21 protein-coding genes are annotated in these 23,477 nt (G+C 45.4%); 10 read left to right on the plus strand and 11 right to left on the minus strand.

Annotation, left to right across the window (positions count from 1 at the left end; all coding sequences use genetic code 11):
- Positions 1-44: 44 nt before the first annotated feature.
- Positions 45-785 (minus strand): phytanoyl-CoA dioxygenase family protein, encoded by a 741-nt coding sequence (locus tag EMP01_RS08805; RefSeq protein ID WP_129021140.1) that lies wholly within the window; start codon positions 783-785, stop codon positions 45-47.
- 3 nt (positions 786-788) lie between these two features.
- Positions 789-1,568 (minus strand): alpha/beta hydrolase, encoded by a 780-nt coding sequence (locus EMP01_RS08810; protein WP_129021141.1) that lies wholly within the window; start codon positions 1,566-1,568, stop codon positions 789-791.
- A gap of 127 nt (positions 1,569-1,695) precedes the next feature.
- Between EMP01_RS08810 and EMP01_RS08815 the strand changes: the two genes are divergently transcribed.
- From EMP01_RS08815 to EMP01_RS08835, 5 genes are all read left to right on the plus strand, one after another.
- Positions 1,696-2,067 (plus strand): hypothetical protein, encoded by a 372-nt coding sequence (locus EMP01_RS08815; protein WP_129021142.1) that lies wholly within the window; start codon positions 1,696-1,698, stop codon positions 2,065-2,067.
- A gap of 37 nt (positions 2,068-2,104) precedes the next feature.
- On the plus strand, positions 2,105-3,523 hold the full coding sequence (locus EMP01_RS08820; RefSeq protein ID WP_237559505.1) for an aminotransferase-like domain-containing protein: 1,419 nt from the start codon (positions 2,105-2,107) through the stop codon (positions 3,521-3,523).
- A 215-nt stretch (positions 3,524-3,738) separates the two neighbouring features.
- Positions 3,739-5,187: a glucosamine inositolphosphorylceramide transferase family protein gene (locus EMP01_RS08825; RefSeq protein ID WP_129021143.1), complete on the plus strand. Its 1,449-nt coding sequence runs from the start codon at positions 3,739-3,741 to the stop codon at positions 5,185-5,187.
- 330 nt (positions 5,188-5,517) lie between these two features.
- Positions 5,518-6,321 (plus strand): DUF3658 domain-containing protein, encoded by an 804-nt coding sequence (locus EMP01_RS08830; protein WP_161971274.1) that lies wholly within the window; start codon positions 5,518-5,520, stop codon positions 6,319-6,321.
- 11 nt (positions 6,322-6,332) lie between these two features.
- Complete coding sequence (locus EMP01_RS08835) at positions 6,333-6,698, plus strand: polysaccharide biosynthesis C-terminal domain-containing protein (protein ID WP_129021145.1); 366 nt, start codon at positions 6,333-6,335, stop codon at positions 6,696-6,698.
- Here EMP01_RS08835 and EMP01_RS08840 read toward each other — a convergent pair whose 3' ends face one another.
- A complete protein-coding gene (locus EMP01_RS08840) occupies positions 6,699-7,832 on the minus strand; it encodes an RsmB/NOP family class I SAM-dependent RNA methyltransferase (RefSeq protein ID WP_129021146.1) in 1,134 nt (377 codons plus the stop codon).
- A gap of 8 nt (positions 7,833-7,840) precedes the next feature.
- Positions 7,841-8,749, minus strand: a complete 909-nt coding sequence (locus EMP01_RS08845; protein ID WP_129021147.1) for an energy transducer TonB — start codon at positions 8,747-8,749, stop codon at positions 7,841-7,843.
- 201 nt (positions 8,750-8,950) lie between these two features.
- Between EMP01_RS08845 and EMP01_RS08850 the strand changes: the two genes are divergently transcribed.
- From EMP01_RS08850 to EMP01_RS08865, 4 genes are all read left to right on the plus strand, one after another.
- Positions 8,951-11,986 carry a fibronectin type III domain-containing protein gene (locus tag EMP01_RS08850; protein WP_129021148.1) on the plus strand — a complete coding sequence of 1,012 codons (3,036 nt, stop codon included), beginning with the start codon at positions 8,951-8,953 and terminating at the stop codon, positions 11,984-11,986.
- A gap of 134 nt (positions 11,987-12,120) precedes the next feature.
- Complete coding sequence (nadC, locus tag EMP01_RS08855; protein ID WP_129021149.1) at positions 12,121-12,957, plus strand: carboxylating nicotinate-nucleotide diphosphorylase; 837 nt, start codon at positions 12,121-12,123, stop codon at positions 12,955-12,957.
- A gap of 7 nt (positions 12,958-12,964) precedes the next feature.
- Positions 12,965-13,852: a diacylglycerol/lipid kinase family protein gene (locus tag EMP01_RS08860; protein ID WP_129021150.1), complete on the plus strand. Its 888-nt coding sequence runs from the start codon at positions 12,965-12,967 to the stop codon at positions 13,850-13,852.
- Positions 13,853-13,951: 99 nt separating this feature from the next.
- Positions 13,952-15,607, plus strand: a complete 1,656-nt coding sequence (locus tag EMP01_RS08865; protein ID WP_129021151.1) for a S41 family peptidase — start codon at positions 13,952-13,954, stop codon at positions 15,605-15,607.
- On the opposite strand, the gene EMP01_RS08870 is transcribed toward EMP01_RS08865, so the two are convergent.
- Positions 15,566-16,006, minus strand: a complete 441-nt coding sequence (locus EMP01_RS08870) for a type I restriction enzyme HsdR N-terminal domain-containing protein (protein ID WP_129021152.1) — start codon at positions 16,004-16,006, stop codon at positions 15,566-15,568. The genes EMP01_RS08865 and EMP01_RS08870 overlap by 42 nt on opposite strands.
- Positions 16,007-16,120: 114 nt before the next feature.
- Between EMP01_RS08870 and EMP01_RS08875 the strand changes: the two genes are divergently transcribed.
- Complete coding sequence (locus EMP01_RS08875; RefSeq protein WP_129021153.1) at positions 16,121-16,891, plus strand: AMP nucleosidase; 771 nt, start codon at positions 16,121-16,123, stop codon at positions 16,889-16,891.
- Here EMP01_RS08875 and EMP01_RS08880 read toward each other — a convergent pair.
- From EMP01_RS08880 to odhB, 6 genes are all read right to left on the minus strand, one after another.
- Positions 16,883-18,496 (minus strand): M1 family metallopeptidase, encoded by a 1,614-nt coding sequence (locus EMP01_RS08880; RefSeq protein WP_129021154.1) that lies wholly within the window; start codon positions 18,494-18,496, stop codon positions 16,883-16,885. The two genes, EMP01_RS08875 and EMP01_RS08880, sit on opposite strands and share 9 nt — an antisense overlap.
- Before the next feature lie 105 nt (positions 18,497-18,601).
- Positions 18,602-19,522, minus strand: coding sequence for an FKBP-type peptidyl-prolyl cis-trans isomerase (locus EMP01_RS08885; protein ID WP_129021155.1), 921 nt, complete (start codon positions 19,520-19,522; stop codon positions 18,602-18,604).
- Between the two features lie 22 nt (positions 19,523-19,544).
- Positions 19,545-20,543 (minus strand): DHH family phosphoesterase, encoded by a 999-nt coding sequence (locus EMP01_RS08890; protein WP_129021156.1) that lies wholly within the window; start codon positions 20,541-20,543, stop codon positions 19,545-19,547.
- A gap of 123 nt (positions 20,544-20,666) precedes the next feature.
- Positions 20,667-21,422 carry an LVIVD repeat-containing protein gene (locus EMP01_RS08895; protein WP_129021297.1) on the minus strand — a complete coding sequence of 252 codons (756 nt, stop codon included), beginning with the start codon at positions 21,420-21,422 and terminating at the stop codon, positions 20,667-20,669.
- Positions 21,423-21,427: 5 nt separating this feature from the next.
- Positions 21,428-21,949, minus strand: coding sequence for a hypothetical protein (locus tag EMP01_RS08900; RefSeq protein WP_129021157.1), 522 nt, complete (start codon positions 21,947-21,949; stop codon positions 21,428-21,430).
- Positions 21,950-22,167: 218 nt separating this feature from the next.
- A complete protein-coding gene (gene odhB, locus EMP01_RS08905) occupies positions 22,168-23,394 on the minus strand; it encodes a 2-oxoglutarate dehydrogenase complex dihydrolipoyllysine-residue succinyltransferase (RefSeq protein WP_129021158.1) in 1,227 nt (408 codons plus the stop codon).
- Between the last annotated feature and the right edge of the window lie 83 nt (positions 23,395-23,477).

Below are 23,477 nucleotides of genomic sequence, written 5' to 3' on the forward strand. Positions count from 1 at the left end.
AGAATAAAATAGCTGTGGCGCACCAAAGGTGCGCCACAGCTATTTTATGGATTCAAGCCATTAAGCTCCAGTTTCTCCGACCACTCCAATGGTTGGGGTAAATCCTGATTGCTTAATTCAATATGAAGAACTCTTCTCCTTTTCTGGCCTATGCTGCGGGCAGAGCTATGTAAAAGCAACGGTTTCATGAGCATGGCACCACCGGCGGGAACAAAACATTGCACTTCTTTATTCGTATTCCAGTCAATAAGCTCAGGTCTGTATACACCCTGTATATGAGAGCCGGATATTACTTTTAATGCCCCGTTCTGTGCATCGGTATCATCAAGATGTATCCTCACTGTATACATACGTTCAAGTAATTCGACCGGAGGTTGTACGGTGTACTGACCGGGTTTGTTACTCCATGGTCCGTAACCATCAATCTCAGTTTTCTCCGCCACTGTTATCATCATATCTTGATGGTAAGCCACAAACCAGTTAGCCTCTTCAGGCTTATCAAAATAGATACTTTTTACTATGAAATAATCTTTGCCAAATACCTCTTGGACTAGCTTCTTGAAGTTGTTATTATATATTAAGGATGTAAGCTCAGGAATTTTTTTAAGACATTGTCTTATGGCAAATACCTTTTGTGTCTTCTCTGAAGGCATGTCAGCATGAGCATTCAGATCAATGATCCGTATCATTTCACAAATCTCAGCATCTGTATATAATCGTGGTATAGTTGCGTGTCCGTCTCGTATAAAATTATCCTTAACGGTTGCATAATAGCTTAAGTTCATTGTTTATTTTTCTTGTAAAAATTGCTTTATATATCCATTGATCTCTGCTTGCTGGGCCTCTGTACCACCATCATCCATATCATTATGAATGGTAGCCGGTAGTTTAATGATTTTCATGCCCAGCTTTTTCGCCTCTGCTGCTGCAGGTAATACGCCCTCATCTGCAGGCTGATCGCTGGATCTGAGCGTGTAAATCTTTGGCTTCCTGGTGCGGGGCAGGGCCATACGCCTGTTGTCCAGTGCTATTACTTTCGAAACAATACCCGGATATTTTTGCGGAAACAGTGCACTCATATCTCCGCCATTGGAATGCCCGATCAGTACAATGTTGCGCGTATTACACTGTGCCGCATAATGCGACTGCGCATAGCGAATCACGAACAGGATATTATCCGCTCCTTTCTCCCAGAATGGTCTGCGAACAATCTGTGGCTTCCCTTCCATCGGAATCAGCTCATCGGTAGGGAGCTCATGCTGTATACTAATGACCATATAACCCTGCCAGGCCAGGAAGTTACAGATACCCCTATAGGTAAGGTAACTGCCAGGATCATTGGCCCCATAACCATGACTGAAGATGACGAGCCCGGGACTGATAATGCCAGGCATAGGTCTGAAAACAGCTATGGGTATAGGCCGGGAACGTGCTTTGTCGAATAGGGTAAGCGTATCCGGACGCACCGTCAACAGCGATTTTTGTTGTTTTTGCTGTGCATAAACTCCTTTAGGCAAACCAGGCAGTAAGCATAAAAGTAAGCCTAGCAGCGATACTATGCGATTCATAGAGATTGTGTTATGGCACTAAAAGTACAAAATATATGCAGGTTGAACTGTGTCCTATTTAATAGGTGTTTCTGTATCTGTGTCCATTCAAGTGTTCGGTCTAGCTTTACAGTATAAAAATCTGGTTATGAAAACAAAAGCTCATCAACACAGGGAAGTGCACTATAGTCCGGTATACCTGTCCGGTCTCAAATCATTGATTGATATTTACCGTGAACAAGGAGCAGGTACCGTACTTAATGCGGGTTTTGGACTGCCGCTGGTACAGGCCAGCCTGGGCACCGAAGTGCTTGGCTTTTCATCGGTCAGTATTTCAGAAGAGGGTAGTCCGGTCATCCGTTATTTTGGTAAAGCTGGGTTTGATACAACTGTTATCCGGCAAGAGTTAGCACACAGAGCGCAAGAAGAGCTGGATCATTCTTTCGGTAAGGTTGAGGATGTAGCTGCGATACAGGCACAGATTACCAGGTTGGTCGGCTGGCTGAATAATTGCAATTAGCCACCGGTATTATTATACCTTTGAAAGAGACAATATTATGGCTGTGAGAAAAGAAATACTTTATCTTAAGATAGCACGCGTACTGGAAGAGCAGGTCGTTAATGGCACCCTTAAACCGGGCGATAAATTACCTTCTTTGCGATCGGTACAGAAAATGTATAATGTAAGCCTGAATACGGCTAAACAGGTGTTCTGGGAGCTTGAAAGCAAGTCACTGGTAGAATCCCGTCCCCAGTCCGGCTATTTTGTGAGTCCGGCAGCGCAGCGCAAGCGCGCTCTGCCTTCTGTAGGCAAGATCAAGACAAGCAGTGGAGAACAGCCGCAGGACCTGATCACAAAAGTATTCGATACTTTGTATGATAAGGAGATCACCCAATTTTCTCTGGGGCTTCCCGATCAGAGCCTGCTGCCCATTGCCAAGTTGAACAAGGGCATTATCAACGCTGTGCGTAATATGAAAGATGGTGGCGTCAGTTATGAGCCGGTGCAGGGTAATCTTAATCTGCGCCGCACGGTAGCGAAATGGTCACTGATCCTGGAAGGTAAAATTACCGAAGATGATATCGTAACCACTTCTGGTACCATGAATGCCATTTTTAACTGCCTTATGGCCGTTACCCGGCCCGGCGATACGGTGGCGGTAGAGAGCCCGGTATATTTTGGCATCATTCAGATCGTCACTTCTCTGAAACTGAATGTGATCGAGATTCCTACGCATCCCGTAACGGGCATAGACCTGGATGCGGTTAAAAAGGTATTGCCTAAACTCAATGCCTGCTGTTTTATCAGCAATTTCAGCAATCCGCTGGGATGCCTTATGCCGGATGAGCATAAGCAAGAGCTGGTACGGATGCTTACTGAGTATGATATTCCACTCATAGAAGACGACCTGTACGGCAATCTCTTCTTCGGGCCTTCAAGGCCCAAACCTTGTAAATACTACGATGAAGCGGGTATTGTTATGTGGTGTGGTTCAGTATCTAAAACGCTGGCCCCCGGTTACCGGGTGGGCTGGGTAGCACCGGGCAAGTACAAGGACAAGATCCTTCACCAGAAATTACTACAAACCATATCCACGCCCTCTTTATACCAGGAAGTCGTGGCTGACTTTATGAATTACGGTCGCTACGACCATCACCTCCACACCTTCCGCAAAACACTGTATGCAAACTGTCTGCGATACCAGCGCGCAATAGAAATGTACTTCCCCGATCATACCCGTATATCGCAACCACAGGGCGGTTTCATGTTATGGCTGGAGCTGGATAAAAAAGTCGATACGGCCGAACTGTTTGACATAGCTATCAAACAAAAGATAGGATTTGCTCCTGGACGTATGTTTACACAGTACAACCAGTACAATAACTGTATGCGGCTGAACTATGGCCTGGCCTGGAACGATAAGTTGGAGTTTGATCTGAAGCGCCTGGGCAATATGGTTAAGGATGCATTATAATTGCACATACAGGCCTTTTTGTAATAAACTATCTGTTAAAATGTAATGTAAATTTTTATATACAACTTTGTTTGTATACTTTTCCGGTGCATAGCTGTCACACTAAGCAGCTATATACAGTATTTCCAACTAAAACCTATCAGCAGAATACTGTATCAGTATAAGGAGTAATGTGTAACCGACCCCCTAAGGTCTGGTGAAATTTATGATTTAATATGAGAGCACCACCGCTTTACCTGATTGTCTTGCATAAAACAATCAGCGCTTATGAACGTGCCATATTGCATGCTTTGTTAGAACATGCAGGAGATTATTGTGCTGTGTATATACTGAATACGGCACGTCCAGCAGTCAAAAAAAATCCCATTCTTTCATTTATAGATCGTCGTTTACTAACCTTTAAGGTACCTGCACTGGAGCCTTGTGCACTGGAAGATACCCTGTCTGATTATCCCGGTATGCAGCGGTATGAAGAAGGAATGATCGCAACGTGTACCTATGCCATATGCCTTACAGAAAGCGTACTGGAAGTACTTCCGCTGACATTCAAAAAAGCATATCGTCCGGAAATGGATAAAGATCACTGGTACGATGCAGCCATCAGGAAAGAACAGTATACCAATGTGCGGTTGTCATCACGCCAAAGCGGTCATACCTGGGAAACCTGCCATGAATTATCTTTTGCAACAATCAGGGGAATATATAATAACCGCGATAAGGCATTGTACTACCTGACCTACCTCGTATTAGGCCAGATCAAGGATAATCCCCGCCCGGTGCATCTTTCAAGATATCCATCCTATACGATGAGTCATCTGATAAGATACTATCTCAGACTTTGCCTGTTTTTATTAATACGTAAACTTTGTTTCTGGTCCGGAAAGTACAGCTGGAAGATAGCCCTGATCCGTCAGGAAAAAGTATCTTTTATCGGGCAGCCTGAGAAGAGCTTCTGGGCCGATCCCTTCCTGGTCCGGAAGGGCGGAGAAAATTTTGTCTTTTTTGAAGAGATGGATCGGAGTACCGGTAAAGGACATATTTCGGTAATCATGCTTGATGAAAATGGGAAATCATCCGGCAAGCCTGCGAAAGTACTCGGACAGCCGTTTCATTTGTCCTTTCCAAATGTATTCAAACACGAAGATCAGTATTATATGATGCCGGAACAAAGCAGCTCCGGTAAGCTGTCTGTTTATAAAGCAATACAGTTTCCCCATGTATGGGCAGAGGAAATGGTGATGATAGAAGGCATGAATATACTGGACCCCTTATGGCTATTTCATGAGGGTAAGTACTGGCTCTTCTTTAATAAAATAGAAGAGGAAGAGTATGATAATAATGAACGCTTATATATTTACTATTCCGACAATCTATTCAGCAACGACTGGAAACCGCATAAAAAGAACCCGGTAATTATTGACATGCACAAAGCCCGTAATGCAGGGCAGATCTATTGTAAAGAAGGTATTTTGTACAGGCCCTCTCAGAATTGCGGAGCAACCTATGGTTCCGAAATCATGATCAACAGGATCGTAAAACTGAGTGAGGAGGAATATGAAGAAGAGGCTGTAGAGCAGCTAAGCCGTTATAACAAATACTATGGTATGCATACCTTTAACGGAGATGAACAACTCCAGATCATAGACCTGTTGGTTAAAGGGTAAATTGCTTTATTTTCTGTGGAGCCGGAAAACCAAAAATACCCCGATAATCCCGGCCGGGACTATCAAAGGATATTTTCAGTTTCATAGGTTTTAGCTGTTAGGTGTGGTTCTGTTTAAGTGTGTTTTGTTTTAGTTTCTGAAGCAAAAGTATATTCAATATTCCAGCCAATAAAAAGTCCGGCACTAACTTTGGTTGTGTTTTTTCATAAAAGTATTGTTTACAGCAGTATGCAGCCATACTTTTGATGGGTATTGGATATCAAAGCAGCTGTCTTTCCCCTTTTAATATACCGGTGCATTGCATCTTTTTTGTAAATTGCGGCTATGAAAATGGTACATATCCTAGTAGGTGATATCGCCGGAGATGCGGTTAAGCAGGCATTGTCTTCAGATACAGAAGAGGCTTCTGTAATGGTGGTTAAAGATGTATTTAATGTAGGACCCCTGCGTTCAGAAACCCTTAAGTTTTCTGAGCTGCGCAGCCAGTTCTGGCAAGAGGTGTCGGGTGATCAGCATGAAATAGTGGTTGATGATCTCGATCGCCTGATGGAGCTGTCTACCGGTCTGACCAATGAAACCATTGATCAGGTATGCTTCTGGATGGGCAGTATTCCTGCAGATGTATGTACTTATTTCTGGTTACTGCATTTTCTCAGAAAGCATATGGGCAAACTGTATGTCATCAATATCAATGGCCTTCCATTCCTGGACGATGAGGGTAAACTATTCTATCCCGAAAGCATTGCAGCCTTACCTCCGCGCCAGGTATTGAAAGCGCTTAAACTGGCCAGAGCCATTACCCCATCAGAATGGGAGACAGAGGGAGATGAGTGGAAACGACTGATTCATGAAGAGGGGATGGGCATACGCCAGAATGAAGGCGGCCGTAAGATCAACAGCAAGCCCATTACTGCATATGATAAATTATTGCTGGATGCCTGTACGGCCCAGCCTCAGAAGATCAATAAACTCGTGGGCCAGCTGATGGCTAAGCATAAGATCTATACTGGTGACCGATTCCTGATCTGGCGCCTGCGTGAGCTGGAGCGTGCACAGAGACTCAGTCTCACAAAAGATACTGTAAAATTGTTTGACGGATCGGCCGCTACAACTTCGGAAGAAGTGGCTTCTTAAATTATACCACTATGGTACGCATTACTCCATTAGAATTAATCGGGACAGATGACAGGGGTTATACCTGTGAATACTTTCATGAACGCATGGGCAGACACCTGGTTATCTTTCGCAAAGCGGGTACGATCAGTGGCAACCATTATCATAAGGGCACATCACTCTCCAAACAACCGGAAATACTAATCCTGCTCTCCGGTACCGCCATCTTACGTTATGGCAATATACAGGAGGCGGCAATTATCCGTGTAGAGCTGGATGTGCCTTCTAAAATTGAGATAGATCCCTATGTATGGCATGAGCTGGAAACCAAGACCGACTGTACATTGATCGAGCTGGGTTCCCTTTCCGAGCATAATGCAGATACCTACCGTATCTGATTAAGGTTTGCGTTGGATTAGTGCAGCGTACATACTGTCCGCATGCGCATCCACTCCATTCAGTAACTGCTCTGCAACCAGCTCCATATCAGGGTTTGTTTGCAGGAGGCGTTGTACTACAGCTTCATTCTCAGCTGTAAATACAGAACAGGTAATATACAGGAAATAGCCGCCCGGCTTCACTTTACGACAGGTGTTGCGCGCAATGCTCCATTGCAGGTCTGCAAAATGCAGCAGCTTATCGGGGTGAAAGAAATAAAACTGTTCCGGTGTTCGGGCCCAGGTACCGCTGCCAGAGCAGGGCACATCAGAGATTACCCAGTCATACTCCCCTTGAATTTCGCCAGACACCGCACCGGCATCACTGCTATCCACCACTTTGGTCTGCACAAATTTATGGCCATATAACCTTGCCCGTTCTTTCAGGTTGTGCAGTATCGTAGGACGGATGTCTGTAGATAATACAGTAGCCTCCGGATAAGTATCTTTCAGCAATAACATCTTGCCACCTGCACCAGCGCAGGTATCCCATACTTTAATTGCTTTCTGGTCCGCATCCGCATGTTGTTTCAGCAGGTCCATACCATGCTGGGAGCTGTAATCCTGCACCACGTAATCCTTAGGGTCCAATAGCTTGTCGATCTGTGTGCTGTTCGGCAGGGATATAGCATGTTCATCAGGCAGGGTATAGCTGATCTCCTGCTGTTGTAATATTTGAAATGTTCGCTCGCGGTTATGGCGCAGGCGCAGGAATAATCGTGGTTGTTGCAACATCGCTTTCTTCCAGGTGTCTGCTTCCATGCCGCTGGTAAGCTGTATACCGGGAAATGGAGCTGTTATATCCCATTGCACCGGATGGGCTTCCATGCCATCCAGCATGCGCTGAAGGAACGCATTTTCTATGCCGCATTGCAACATACCTTCCCGGACAATATCCCATATGTTCTGACTGGATGATGGTGTCACAAACCGGGCAAACCGGTAATAAGTATATATCGCATCTGAAATCGCTCTGCGATCGCGTGAGCCCAGTTTGGGATGCGTTTTGAAATGTTGCTTTAAATGATGGCTAAGGGGCAGCTTCCCGTCGTATGAACCGATGAGGGTTTCTACTGCCTGTCTGAGGTAGTACATGAATTATTTTATCGGCCGGTACCGGCTTTGAAATTGATTATGATCACACCGTTTTGCTCAACAGGAGCAGACGGTAGTTTATTGAAGCGAATGGCTTTTACTTTTTGCTCTGCAATAGCACGTATGGTACTGTTTGCCGCAGAGAGAATCGTGTAGCGGGTAATGGCACCATCACGGTTCACCCATACTTTCACGCTTACTTTGCCCCCTTCGCGGAATTCAGCTCTTTTGTCCGGGCTGGCAACAATGTTGCGGCCATTAACCCCACCACTATAGCTTAATCCGTTAGGATCACCACCTGGCTTACCTTTCAGTCCATTGCCCGTACCATCACCACGACTGGTTGCACCTGGTGCATCCTGGTCTGAACCATTACCACCGGGACCAGTGCTGCCGTTATAAGAATATTTCGGAGTAGCATTACTGCGTGCTCCGGTATTGGTACTGGCTGCAGCATTACGGCTGTTACTGTTGTTAGATGGTTGCGGAGGTTTATTATTAGGTCGGTTATTGGATACCGGGGTATTGGGGTTCGGTGTTTTATTATTGGTCACTGCACGTTTCAGCACTGCAGTAGCATGTGCATGTTCTGTTGTCGCAACCTCATCATTGTTTTCATCCTGGTTGATGTCTGCTTCGCTGCTGGATGAAGTTTCTGTATTACCACCATCAGCACTGCTGCCGGCATCGGCCGTAGCGGTAAGCGGGGCAGGGGCGCCCATGACCATTTCAGCTGGGTCAATACCCAGGCCATTATCCGAAGTACCCAGTGCAGTAGTCAGTTCCACATCAAAGGTCTGCAGCTCAGGCGGAGCCACAGACTGGTATTTCACAAAGAAAAAGGCCAGCAGCAGCAATGCGTGTATGCCCAGGGTCAGCGATAATGCTTTGGTATTTTTGACGCTTTCGAAAGTCACTACAGAATGGTTTTACATGCAATAATACTTATTTTTTGCAAGATAAGCGGTTAAGGAAATACTTAAAATGCAGATATGGTAAACTTACAAAATGTTTAGTCCCGTATTTGACAACAATTTCTTAAAGAGGGATTAAGATTGCCTTAACCTGTGCCGGCTACTTTTGCCATTCAATTTTTTCTCCTGCTATATTTTTTTCTTATGAACAGAGTGTTACAACTACTGTGTGGCTTGGTGTGTGCAATATGTATGCCCTTCCTTGCTACAGCACAAGCCGTAAATCCTTATTTACAGGCCATCACGCCCAACTCGATTGTTGTTAACTGGAAAACCAATGCTGCGCTTAGTCCGCAGGTACGTTTCGGGCTTTCCCCGACCAACCTGGATATGCTGATCGGTGGCAGCACACAGTTAATGAACGATGTAAATTATAATAATGATTACTATTATCATACGGTGAAACTGCATGGTCTGCAACCAGCAACCAAGTATTACTATCGTGTCTTGAGTGGTACAGACTCCAGTGCGGTACAGTCTTTCCGAACCCTGCCTGTTGCCGGTGCAGCGCCCAATGCATCTAATCACCTGCGCTTCCTGATCCTGGGCGATAACCAGATCAAGGCCGAGCCGCGTTATGACTCACTGATGATGTCGGCAAAAAGAAAAATGACGCAGCTGTACGGTGCTAATTTTAATGATTCGGTTTCCTTTATCCTGAACCTGGGCGATCAGGTGGATGTAGGTACGCTGGATCACTATGAGCATGTACACCTGGATAAATCTAAATACCTGTCCGGCCTGTTGCCGATACAAACGGCAGTAGGTAACCACGAGACCTATGGTACACTGAAGATGCAAGCCTATTACGACCACTTCTTCCTGGATAGCATGCAATATAAAGGCATCTATTCCGGTTCTGAAGAGTATTATGCCTTCCAGGCAGGTAATATGGTGATCATCTACATGAACACCGAATCCAGCGCGGCCAATAGCACGCAGTTCAACTGGGTGAAACGTGTAATCGATACCCTGAATAATGATGCTTCTGTAAAATGGTTTATCACCATAGGCCACCGTCCTTATCAGGCAGAGCAATATGTTGGCGATATCTCTACATGGGTGCGTAATACAGTTGTGCCATACGCCTTACAGTCGCCTAAGTACTTTATGAATGTAGGGGCACATCACCACTTATACGCCCGCGGGCAGATGGAAAACCAGCCTGCCTATAATATCATCTCCGGTGGTACTGCATGGAACCAGTACTGGGGTATGGCTACAGAACAAAACTTTGATGATGTACAGAAGACCATTTCCAACTGGGCATACCAGCTGGTAGATGTGGATATGGCTAATGATAAAGTTTCTGTAGTAACCTATTCTATCGGTAGTATCTACGGTACTAAGGATAATGTCGTGATTGACTCTTTCTATCGCAGTAAACAACTGGCTGTGCCTAATGCACCGCAGATCACCAATACCTTCCCGGACTCCCTGCAATTGCCGGTAACCCTTACGGCATCAGCTTTTGCTTCTACTGCCAATGAGCAACTGAACTCAACAGAATTCCAGGTTGCCGCAGATCGCAACTTCGGTGTGTTAGAGAAGAAATCATATCGTCATTACGAAGACCTGTTCGGAACTGTGACCGGTTCCACACCAGATACCACCAAAAACCAGAACCTTGGCCTGGATATTACACAATATACGGTACCTGCTGGCGCGGTAGGTAATGGCTGGCATTATGTGCGGGCACGCTATCGCGATAGAAATCAGTCCTGGTCTGCATGGTCAGTTACCGATTCCTTTAAGGTGTACAATAGTGTTGTATTCAACCCGGCGATAAGCCTCGATACCAACCGCTATGGCATTGGAGACACCGTAAGAGTAGCTTTCTCTGGTAGCTCTACTAATCCTGCTGCATGGATCGGTATTTACCGCAAGGGAGAGAGCCCGAGTACCAATACCTCTGTTACCTGGAAAACCACAAATGGTAATGTGAGCGGTGTGCTGAAATTTAACCTGAGTACGAAAAATGAATATTATGCTGCACTGTTTCAGGACGGCGGTTATACTGAAATTGCACCACGCGTACCCTTCTACTACGGACCTAAGCCTACACTGACTACGGCACAGAGCAATTATAATGTAGGAACGACTGTACCGGTGACCTTCAGTAATGCACCGGCGATGACAAACGACTGGATCGGTATCTACAAAGTAGGTATGAATCCCGGTACAGGCGCAGGTACCAGCCCTTCTGTAAAATGGTCTTATGTTGGCGGTTCGGCTAACGGTACCTATAATGTAAGCGGATTGGCAAAAGGATATTACTTTGCCACGTACCTCCTGAAAGATGCGTACTTTGAAGCCACAGAAAGAACTTACTTCTCTGTAGGAGATAGTATTACCACCCTGACTACAGATAAGTCGAACTATAACCTTGGTGAGTACATTGGTGCTACATGGGTAGACGGACCGGGTAATCCTAAAGACTGGCTTGGTATTTACGGCGCAGCTATGGATCCTAATACAGACGATTTTGTAAGCTATACCTATATCGATGGCCTTCCTGCAGGTTCCCGCAGCATTCCGGATACCTCTATGCCGAACCAACCAGGCAACTACTTTATCGTACTGTTCACCAATGACTCTTATAATGAAGTATCTAACCGTGTGTATTTCCAGATGATCAGCACGCCGCTGGGCATGAACCTGATGCACTTCGATGGTAAAGTATTCGGCTTCGATCACCTGCTGAACTGGGAAGTGAATAAAGAAGAGCCGGGAGATCAGTTTACCCTGCAATACAGTACAGATGCCAAACATTTTACCGATCTGTATCATACGACGTATAATCCTGCTGCAAACGGGAAGTATGAGTATATGAATAAAGCGACACAAACAGGCAATAACTTCTACCGCCTGCAGATGCGCAGTGCAGACGGCACACAGGCCTACAGCGAGATTGTAAAGATTCATCGTGATGAGACCGGCGAAAATAAAGTAAGCGTTTATCCTAACCCTGCACAGAACGGAGGCCGTAGTATGATCGAATCGCCATACCCGATCGAGAAGATAGAGGTGGCCGATGCTACCGGCCGTACCCTGTACCAGAGCCGCAATGTGAATGATAATAAATTCTCTCTGCTGCACCAGGATTTACCACCGGGTACTTATTTTATCAAAATATACTCCCGTAAATTATACACCGCTAAACTGGTGATCACCCAATAGAAATTAAATCAGGATATAAGCCCGGCTGACAGCAATGTTGACCGGGCTTTTCTGTTTACGGAATATTAAATTATAGCGATTGCTTGGCAGGAGTAGGGATAAGCTTATATTTGCCCTGAATAAAAACGAGAAAGATGACTGCTCTTGAATTTATACACGCCGCCCTGGAAGAGGATGTGCGTACCGGTGATTACTCCACACTGGCCTGCATTCCCAAAGAAGCAAGAGGCAAGGCTATACTGAAAATAAAAGAAGATGGTATCCTGGCCGGAATGAAATGGGCGCAGGATATTTTTCATTACCTGGAGCCGGATGCCCGCTTTAATCTTTTTATGAAAGATGGTGATGCGATCCGCTACGGAGATATTGCTTTTGAAGTAGAAGCCGGTGTACATACCATTCTTAAGGCAGAGCGCCTGGTCCTGAATACCATGCAGCGCATGAGTGGCATTGCCAGCATGACCAAGCGTTATGTAGACAAGATCAAAGATTATCCTACCCGCATTCTCGATACCCGTAAGACCACACCATTATTCCGTATGCAGGAAAAGCAGGCGGTACTGATCGGTGGCGGACATAACCATCGTTATGGCTTGTATGATATGGTGATGCTTAAAGATAATCATATCGATTTCTGCGGAGGAATAGAGAAAGCGATCCTGCAGACGCAGGCCTATCTCAAAGCCCATCACCTGGACCTGAAAATAGAAGTAGAAACCCGTAATATAGAAGATGTACGCAAGGTGCTGGCCACCGGTGGCGTAGACCGTATTATGCTGGACAATTATAAACCGGAACAGATCATTGAAGCCGTGGCCCTGATCAATGGTGCGGCCGAAACCGAAGCATCCGGTGGTATTCACTTCGATAACCTGGAGCAGTATGCTGCTACCGGGGTCGATTTCATTTCCGTAGGGGCCCTTACGCATCATGCGGTAAGCCTGGACATCAGCCTCAAAGCAGAAATCTAAGCACCTTATGTCTGAACTGAAATCAATCCTGTTTATCATCAATCCCAAAGCGGGTGTTGATAGGGTAAAAGCGATACAGGATGCGATCGTAAACATACTGGATAAATCTGTTTTTGATATCCGTTTTGCCTATACTGAATACCCCAAACATGGTATAGAACTGGCACGCAAAGCTGCTGCAGACCGTATCGACATCGTCGTTTCTGTAGGTGGTGATGGTTCCTTGAATGATGTTGTGACCGGACTGCAGGGTAGTGATATCATACTGGGCATTATTCCCAAAGGTTCGGGAAATGGCCTGGCCCGTTCTATCGGCATTCCTTTGAAGCTGGAAAAAGCACTGGAAGTTATTAACGGTTTTAATGTACAGGCGCTGGATGTAGGCATGGCCAATGACCATTACTTCATCAGCAACACCGGTGTCGGCTTTGATGCCCTTATTACCAAAGCCTTTGAAGGCAACGATGCACGGGGCTTTAAAACATACCTCAGCCTTATCCTGAAACACTTTCGCCGGTTTAAGGCCCAGGAGTGGATACTGAATATCGACGGTAAAGAGGTGCGCGAAAAAGCCTTTATGATTACCATAGCGAATGCACCCCAACTCGGGTATAACTTCTTCATTGCCCCGCAGGCCAAGCTGAATGACGGTATGCTCGATATTGTCGTGATCCGGGAGCACCCCAGTCTGCTTACCCCGGTTATAGGTTTGCAGGCCTTTATGGGAGCCATACAGCAGAGCCGTTATGTGCAGCATTACTCCGGTAAGGAAATCCGGATCAGCAACCCTAAGAATAGTATCATGCAGGTGGATGGAGATGCTGTTTCCTGCCATGCCGGCGAGCCAATCGGGATCAGCATAATGCCTAAGGCTATCAAGGTATTAGTGCCCTGATTTTTTATGCACATATTGTGGGTTAATATAGGTCAATAAATAAAAAAAATTGGGTGTTTACATTAATATTCAATTAATTTTGCATACTCATTGACCATTATGTCCGACCGGCTGCCCAAAATTCGTACCAAAAACATCTGGATTCCTTTAATGCTCGCTATTGTACTGATAGTAGGGCTTATTTCTGGTTTCTATCTGAATAAATACCTGGGCAGTAAAAGAGACTTTGCGACCATCCTGGAGCGCAATGACCGCCTGGAAGAAATGATCGACATCATTCATGAAAAATATGTCGACTCTATCAGCTCCGATTCTTTGTATAACGATGCGATTGAGGGTATTTTAAGCCACCTCGATCCGCACACTTCTTATATTCCCGCTAAAGATTTTGAAGCCGTGAACGCCACGCTGGAAGGTAACTTCAAGGGTGTGGGTATGGAATACCAGATTGTGCGCGATACGCCTATGGTGTCCATGATCACGCTGAACAGTCCCGCATTCTTTGCCGGTATCGAAACCGGAGATCAGTTATTGAAGATCAATGATACTGTTGTAGCCGGGGTGAATGTATCCAAGGCGGAACTGGTGCGCCGCGTGCGTAAAAATCCTGCTCCGGAAGTAAACATTACCCTGTATCGTCCGATCGAACAACGTACCATCACCCTTAAGGTGAAGAAAGGGGAAGTGCCGGTGGGTAGTATTGATGCGGCGTATATGCTGGATAAAGAAACCGGATATATCAAGATCAAAAGATTCTCTGCCAATACTTATGACGAATTCCTGAAGTCCTGTACTTACCTGAAGGAAAGCGGGATGAAGAAACTGATCGTGGATGTGCGCCAGAATGCCGGAGGCTATCTGGAGGCCGCTACAGAGATCGCCGATGAATTTATCAATGGCAATAAACTGCTGGTATATACTTACGGGTCCAAGATCGGTAGAGAGAATTATAATGCATATCGCAACGGTATTTTTGAGACTGGTCGCCTGATGATTATGGTAGATGAGGCCAGTGCCTCTGCCAGTGAGATCCTGGCCGGTGCCATACAGGACTGGGACCGTGGCGTGATCATTGGTCGTAATACTTACGGTAAAGGTCTGGTACAGGAACAGTTTGAAATGGGTGATGGTGCAGCCATGCGCATTACCGTAGCCCGTTATTATACGCCGGTAGGCCGCAGTATACAGCGCTCTTACGAAGATGGCCGTGATAAGTACTTCTGGGAACAACAGCAGAATCGTGAGGGAATAGATACAATGATGCGCGGACCGAAATTCTACACAGGAGAAAATAACCGTGTGGTATACGGTGGTGGCGGTATTGAACCTGATGTTACCGTAACCCGCGATGAAGAATCTTACTCTCCGGTACTGGCCAAAATTATTAATGATCCAAGATTAGACCAGTTCATTTATCAGTATTTTCTGAGTCACTATAAGTTATTTAAGTCTTTACAATCCTTCCGGGATTTTGACGCAAGAGTGTATTTCGACCCAAGTCTGTCCCGCGCACTGGATGCCGTAGGTAATGAGATCTCACCACAATATGCCATGATTGTACGCATCAAACCTAATGAAATGAAGCTGTTACAAAACTATGTAAAAGCTTCCTGGGCAAGGATTTTGTATAGCAATGAAGGGTATTATAAAGTGATGAACCGTAGTGATAAGATGCTGAATGATGCACAGAAGATCATTAACGGGGAAGAGTACTCAAAAATTATAAACGGGCAGCGAGGTAAGCCAGCTCAGTAATCCATTTTTATTTTCTGCACAAAAGGTCTGCTGGCCGTTACTGATCATAAAGTACGGGCACTGCAGCATTTTGTAATAATTGAGGGTCTGTTTCAGTGTATCTTCATTCAGGTCTATAGCAGCTGCCTTAAACTCCAGCAGCATCCACGGTTTGCGGTCATGGTCGTAGATTACCGCATCATACCGCTTACGCATATTATTCACGAGCAGTAGTTTTTCTACAGAGATCAGGCCCTGAGGATATTGCGCCTTTTGCACCAGCGAGGCCAGCACATTCTGGCGCACCCATTCCTCCGGAGTCAGGATGACGTATTTCTTGCGGAAGGCATCAAATATCATCTGCTTGCCCAGCTCCACTTTAATATTGAATGAAGGTTCCGGAAATTCAAGTGCAATCATGATGCGCAAAGATGCCTAAAAAATCCGGCATTTGCAGCGCGTGTAAGCCCTTTAATTTTTTATTAAATGCCTGTAGTAGCTTTCATTGGCGGGGAAAATGTGCTAAATTGCCATATGAAAACAAAAAGCGAAATAGTTAATGATTGGCTGCCCCGCTATACCGGCCAGGCTTTGGAGCATTTTGGAGATTATATTCTGTTATGCAATTTTCAGAACTATGTAGAGATGTTTGCCGAAATGCACCAGGTGCCTGTGGTGGGAAGAGACAAGCCCATGACCTGTGCTACTGCAGACGGTATTACCATAATTAATTTCGGTATGGGCAGTCCCACAGCTGCTACTATCATGGACCTCTTATCCGCTATTACCCCTAAGGCCGTATTGTTTCTGGGCAAATGTGGCGGTATCAAGAGTAAAACGGTTGTAGGTGATCTTATTCTGCCCATTGCGGCCATAAGAGGAGAGGGAACCAGTAATGATTACTTTCCGCCAGAAGTGCCCGCCCTGCCGGCTTTTGCCTTGCAGAAAGCGATTTCAACCACTATACGCGATCACCATAAAGACTACTGGACCGGTACGGTATATACCACCAACAGGAGGGTATGGGAGCATGATGACCAGTTTAAAGAATACCTGAAAACGATTAGGGTTATGGCGATAGATATGGAGACGGCGACCATCTTCTCTACCGGCTTTGCCAACCAGATCCCAACCGGGGCTTTGCTGCTGGTTTCGGACCAACCCATGACACCCGATGGTGTGAAAACCTCTAAAAGCGATGTTTCTGTGACGCAGAATTATGTAAACCTGCATTTACAGATCGGTATAGAATCACTGAAGCAACTGATCAACAACGGACATACGGTAAAACACCTTTTATTCTAAACCCTTACAACGGATATAAAAGTCCGGGCTTGGCTTCACTTCTTTTACAGTTGCAGATTTAAACTGTTTAACCTTAGTTGCAGGCCGGAGCCATTTTGCTTGTCCGTCGATATATACCAGTACGGGCATGTTATACCCCTCAATGCAGGATTGCCATTGATAGGTAAATCCTTTTTCTGTTCTGATTAAGACCAGTTCCGGTACCTGGGTAGTGCGCAGGTATTGTGCAAACAATGGTTTTAATTTCAGCTTAGTCCGCTTTATGATAAAGCGCTCCAGCTCCGGTCCGGATATAGTTTTATAGCCGTAAGTACTGCCGATATCATGTAATAATTGGCGAAACTGCTGATCATCCTTCATCAGCATACGAATCATATGGATCATGGCGCTGCCCTTTACATAATGATCTCCGCTGCCGCCGTCACAGTTGCCGGGCATACCTTCCATAGGCTTATCATTACGGATCAGCCGCCAGCAGCCCCGCTGGTATTGAAAAGCCTTTTCCTTGCCGAATAGTGATTCTGCTAACAGCGTTTCTGAGTAGGTCGTAAAACCTTCATGTATCCAGGAATACGCCACATCATTAATTGATACATTATTGCCAAACCATTCATGCCCGCTCTCATGGACAATAATAAAATCAAACAATAAACCAACGCCCGTCTGGCTACGGTCTGCACCCGCATAGCCCATCTTATATCCATTGCCATAAGCCACTGCACTCTGGTGCTCCATACCCAGGTAAGGCGCATCTACCAGCTTATAGCCGTCCGGGTAAAAAGGGTAAGGTCCCATCCAGTATTCAAAAGCGCGCAGCATCGGTTTTACTACCTCAAATTGTTTGCGGGCTTTCGCTTCATTTGATTTTAATACATAATAATCCAGGGGCAGGGTGCCATTGAGCCCCCGGAAGGTATCGCGCATGTGCGTGTAATCTCCGATGTAAAAAGTAATGTCATACAGGTTTATAGGCTTGCTGACTTTCCAATGCCATTCCTTCTCTGTTGCACCATCATTATTGGTTTCGATTAATGTACCATTACCCACTGCGGTATAAGCCGCATCGGTAGTGTAATACAGGTCGGCACCCAGTTCCGGTTCATCTCCCGGGTAGTCCTTGCAGGGAAACCATACCGAAGCACCTATGCCCTGGCAGGCAACCGCAATCCAGGGTTTGTCCTGTTCATCTTTCTGTCTTACAAAACCACCATCCCAGGGAGCTTTCTTTGCCTGTACCGGTATACCCTGATACTGCAGTACTACAGAAAAAGTGTCATCTTTCATGATATAACCGGTAGGGATCAGGTAAGCATTTCCGTTTTTTAAAGCAGGGCGGTATATACCATTAACCTTGACCGTGCTTAATTGCAGGGGCGATTGCAGGTCTACCTGTATGGTATCGATCGTATGCTGTGTAGCTACTGCGCGAATAGTTACCGTGCCGTTGATACTTTCAGTTGTTGTGGGTATGTTAGCCTCCAGGGTGTAATGCACTACATTCCACCAGCTGCGGTAGGGATTGTTGGTACAATATAACTTGTCTTGTCCGCTTACTTTGTTTCCGAAGGCCAGCAGGCCGATCAGTGCAAGGAGATATAATTTCATCAGGAATATTTACGGGCTAAAAATACAAATTATCATGGCATATAAAAATGGTTATGGCGCACCAGAGGCGCGCCATAACCATTTTTATATGCTCATCCGTACACATTACTCTGCTTTCAGCAGATCAATGTCGAATAATAATACACTGTTCTCTTTAATAGGGCTTCCCGGCATAGCACGTTCTCCGTATGCCAGAGAAGATGGCAGAATAGCCGTTACTTTATCACCTACTTTCATTTTAGATACCATGATGTCCCAACCCATAATCATCTGACGCTGACCAACGGTAAACTCGATTGGTTGTACGTGGTTGAATTTAGGATCTTCGTTAGAATCAAATACAGTACCGTCCAGTAATTTACCGGTATAGTTTACAGATACTTTTTTGCCGTTACCGATCGGTAATGCAGTACCTGTTTTCTGCACGATATAATAAATGCCGGAAGCATCTTTGTATGCTACTTTAGGGTTAGCCTTAACCGGAGTTTTAGGTAAAGCTTTCACCACGATTTTATTATCTTTCAGGTATTTCTGGATAATGCCGTCATCAATAGTATTTTGTTTGGCAGCACGCTCTTTTTGCTCTTGTTCTACTTTTTCTTTGCTTCTTACAGAAACCATTTCTACATCCCAGGTTACATATCCTTCAGGTTTTACCCATTCAGGCATTGGTTGTTTCATTGCTTCGAAGAATGTCTTAGCCGGTAATCTGAAGACCATTTTATCTCCGTCTTTCATCATCAGTAAACCTTCAAATACATCGCCGTTATAAGTAGGCTTTTGTAAAGGCTGATCTACCGGTTGATTATTGTTCATTTTGTGAGAATCGAAAAACGTACTGTCACTTAATTTATAAGTGATGTGCATTTTCGCCATATCACCAGGTTTGCTTACATATGTACCGGTGCCTTTGTGCTCATAACGATATTCCAGTCCGCTGGCAGTTTTTTCATAAGATTGGCCTTTGCAGGAAACAGTCGCTGCCATTGCAATGGCACAGCTGAATAATAAAGTGTTTAATTTCATGATATGAATTTATCTGTTTTATTTATGGTATAATGTTACCGATTAGTGATTTCAGTTTTTCTATAGTGGCTTCAAAGCCCAGGTCAGATCTGCCGCCTGCAGCGTTAAAGTGACCGCCACCGTTAAAATGGGTCCTTGCAAATGTACTAACATCTATGTTTCCTTTACTGCGGAAAGACATTTTTATTTCTCCGTTTTTTTCTGTGATCAGTACCGCAACCTGTACGCCCTCAATGCTTAGTGGGTAGTTTACCAGGCCTTCTGTATCGCCCGACATCAGGTTGAAGGGCTCCATATCTTTGGAGGACAATGCAATGATACCATACTTACCCGAAGAGGCAATGTCCATTTTCTGATATAGGGCATAGCCGATAAAGCGCATACGGTTTGCACTCCAGCTGTCATATACATGCTGGTGGATGATGCTGTGCTCCAGGCCGCGGTGCTTGAAGAAGGCAATCATCTCATGCACGCTGCCCGTAGTTGCCGGGAAGCGGAACGATCCGGTATCGGTCATTGCACCGGTATACAGACATTGTGCAATGTCATTATTGATCAGGTCCTCATCTCCGCATTGGCGTATGAAGTCAAATATCATCTCACAGGTACTGCTCTTGTCAGGATTGCTGGTGCCACAAAAGAACACATCAGCTTCCGGTTGCAAGTGGTGATCGATCAGTACACGGGGTTGTGTAGCAGCTCTCAGCGGCGCTTCCAGCCCTTTGATGCGGCTCAGGTGGTTGAAGTCCAGGCAGAAGATCAGGTCACAGGCTGCAATAGCCTGCTCACACATCTTTGGTTCAGATTCATAATTCAGTACTGTTTCGATAGCCGGCATCCAGTGCAGAAAGTCCGGGAGTTCGTTAGGGATGGCTACCGTTACCTCGTGTCCTTTCTGGATCAGGTAATGGTACAATCCGAGAGAGGAGCCTAAAGCATCCGCATCCGGTTTCTGGTGTGTGGTAATAAATATCTTTTTGGGTTCCGCCAGTATGGGGAATATATACTCGATAGGGTGCATGCTTCGATTGCGCTTTTTTTAATTTGTGCTGCAAGTTACATAATCTGTATTAAAGAAGAAACGGACAACAGATGTACTGTTGCCCGTTATCCTTGTAATATGCCGTATGTCAATAAGCCTTGTTTAAAAGGTCTGCGACTGGAACACAGGGTCCTGCGGATTGCTGATGTCATAGATCACCATACCACCATCTACCATACAGATCAGTACATTGTCATAATCGTATGGAATGCAGTCGTAGAACGTGTACCCGGCACGGGTGCCTGTTAATGTTGCCCCGGAAGGGTTGCTTACGTCAAAGATGCGCAGGCCGCCCGCTCCGTCACACACATACAGGGTGTTGTCTTTTATACCCAGACCATAAGGGCCGTGCAGGGAATATGTATTTAATAATTGCGGATAATTCAGGTTGTCGACCTGGTAAATATATAAAGCGTTTACAGTTCCCCCGCAGGTATTGCCCGAGCGAACGGTTACATAAGCGTAATTATCCTTTGCTACAACCGGGTCACAGGCACGCACATGTGAGGCCATCTGCTCAAATTCCGGTAACTCAGGGTTGTTCAGTTTATAAATGTACATGGCCTCGCGGGAGCCGATGAATAATTTATCTTTATACGGATAAATCGTTTCAATGTCTGCACCCAATACCACGGTAGATACATGATTCAGGCTGCCGTCGGTGTTCATACGGTACGTTTTGAGCGCATTTTGATCCACGGCATACAGGTAGTTGCCGGCAATGGTAAATCTTGCCAGAGAGCCTCCCGTTCCTGTCGAAGGGGACATCTCGCTGTACCCGTCTTTGCTGCAGGAAGTGATACCGCAGAGGCTGGCCAGGCTCATCAGGGTAAGGATTGTGTATATTATTTTTTTCATGGAGATTAGTATTTACAGGTAGCTTCAATATTGTTTTTCTTTTCCCATCCGACCACAATACCTTTTGTGGTATCTACACATTGGAAGAATCCTTGCTGTGGCGGCAGGGTAGAAGAGCCTAAGGCAAAAGTGTTTTCCACCCGCGATTTTACCAGTACCTGGTCCATATTGCTGATGTCCAGGGTTACGATATCGGTAAAATTATTGGTGTATAAATAATGGCCTCTGATGGAGAGCTCCTGTGCACCGTAAACCTGTATAAATTTATAGGGTTGCGGTTTCTGATCTACCAGCTTGTATACATGTATACCGGCATTGGACTCCAGTTGAAATACAAAATCTTGCCAGGCATATATTTTGCCTCCGCTGCTTACGGCCTGTGGTGGTTTGGACCGGATGTCCCGGGCCTCAGATTTGCTCAGGTATTTTGGCACCCACACTGTGCCCTGTATAGGGGCACCCCGGTTGCAGGAAAACAGGCCTATGCTCATGCCGAGCAGGCCCAGGCTTAGTATTTTTTTCTTCATAAACTCAGATTGTTATATTTTTTCAGGTTGATACAGGAATGCTGTTAATAGATAAGACGTATTGTTTTAAGAAAATCTTAGCAAATCCCGTAAAATTTTTCACAGAACTCTTCTGTAATGAGTGGAAGCCAGTGCGGAGAAAGGTGTTTGCTCCGGGGAGAGGGCAAAAAAAAGCACTGACCAAGTGGTCAGTGCTTTTTTTATATAAATTGCTGTAATTATAATTCCAGTAATGCCTGAGTCGGGCTTTTGCCGATCAGCATCAGCTCCGGATTTTCCAGTAATTCTTTTACGCGTACCAGGAAACCTACAGACTCACGACCATCAATAATACGGTGGTCATAGCTCAGTGCCAGGTACATCATCGGACGGATCTCCACTTTACCGTTTACAGCCATAGGACGATCCTGTATTTTGTGCATACCTAAGATCGCAGACTGCGGGATGTTGATGATAGGAGTAGACATCAGGGAACCGAATACACCACCATTGGTGATGGTAAAGGTACCACCGGTCATTTCCTCGATCGTCAGTTTGTTATCACGGGCTTTAGCAGCCAGTTCACCGATTTTACCTTCGATCTCGTGCATACCCATGCTTTCTGCATTGCGGATTACCGGTACTACCAGGCCTTTAGGGGCAGATACCGCAATAGATACATCACAGTATTCGTGGTAAACGATATTGTCACCGTCAATATAGGCATTCACAGCAGGCCATTCCAGCAGTGCGATGGTACAGGCTTTGGTGAAGAAGGACATGAAGCCCAGGTTCACACCGTGTTTTTCTTTGAATTTATCTTTGTACTGCTTACGGATGCTCATGATGTTTGTCATGTCTACTTCGTTGAAAGTAGTCAGCATTGCAGTAGTGTTTTTCGCTTCTACCAGGCGACGAGATACTGTTTTACGCAGGTTGCTCATCTTCTGTACTTTATCCTCACGAGTGAATAAAGGTTTGCCTACCGGACGGCCAGGGTTTTCTAATGCAGCCAGGACATCGCTTTTGAAGATACGGCCATTAGCGCCCGTACCGGTAACGTTACCCGGGTTTACATTTTTATCAGCCATCATGCTCTTCGCAACAGGAGTCGCTTTTACATCAGCAGCAATAGCGGTTGCCGGAGCAGCAGGAGTTGTTGCTGCAGCTTTTGGCGCTTCAGCAGCAGGAGCTGCTTCCGGAGCCGGAGCCGCTGCACCCGCAGGGCGTTCCGCAGTTTCGTCAATTTTACAGGCAATATCGCCGATATTGATAGTGTCTCCTTCTTGTGCAACGTGGTGGAGGATACCCGCCTGCTCTGCATTTAATTCGAAAGTTGCTTTTTCAGATTCTAATTCGCAGATTACTTCATCACGATCTACCCATTCTCCGTCTTTTTTGATCCAGGTAACAAGGGTTACTTCACTGATTGATTCGCCAACAGGAGGCACTTTAATTTCTATCATAATATTGCTGTATTGCAGAAAATATATTTAAAAAATCAACAAAACCGGAGCCGATTTTGTATTTCGGCTGTAAAATTACTAAA

It is taken from the genome of Edaphocola flava, from assembly GCF_004118155.1.
Classification (GTDB): Bacteria; Bacteroidota; Bacteroidia; order Chitinophagales; family Chitinophagaceae; genus Edaphocola; species Edaphocola flava.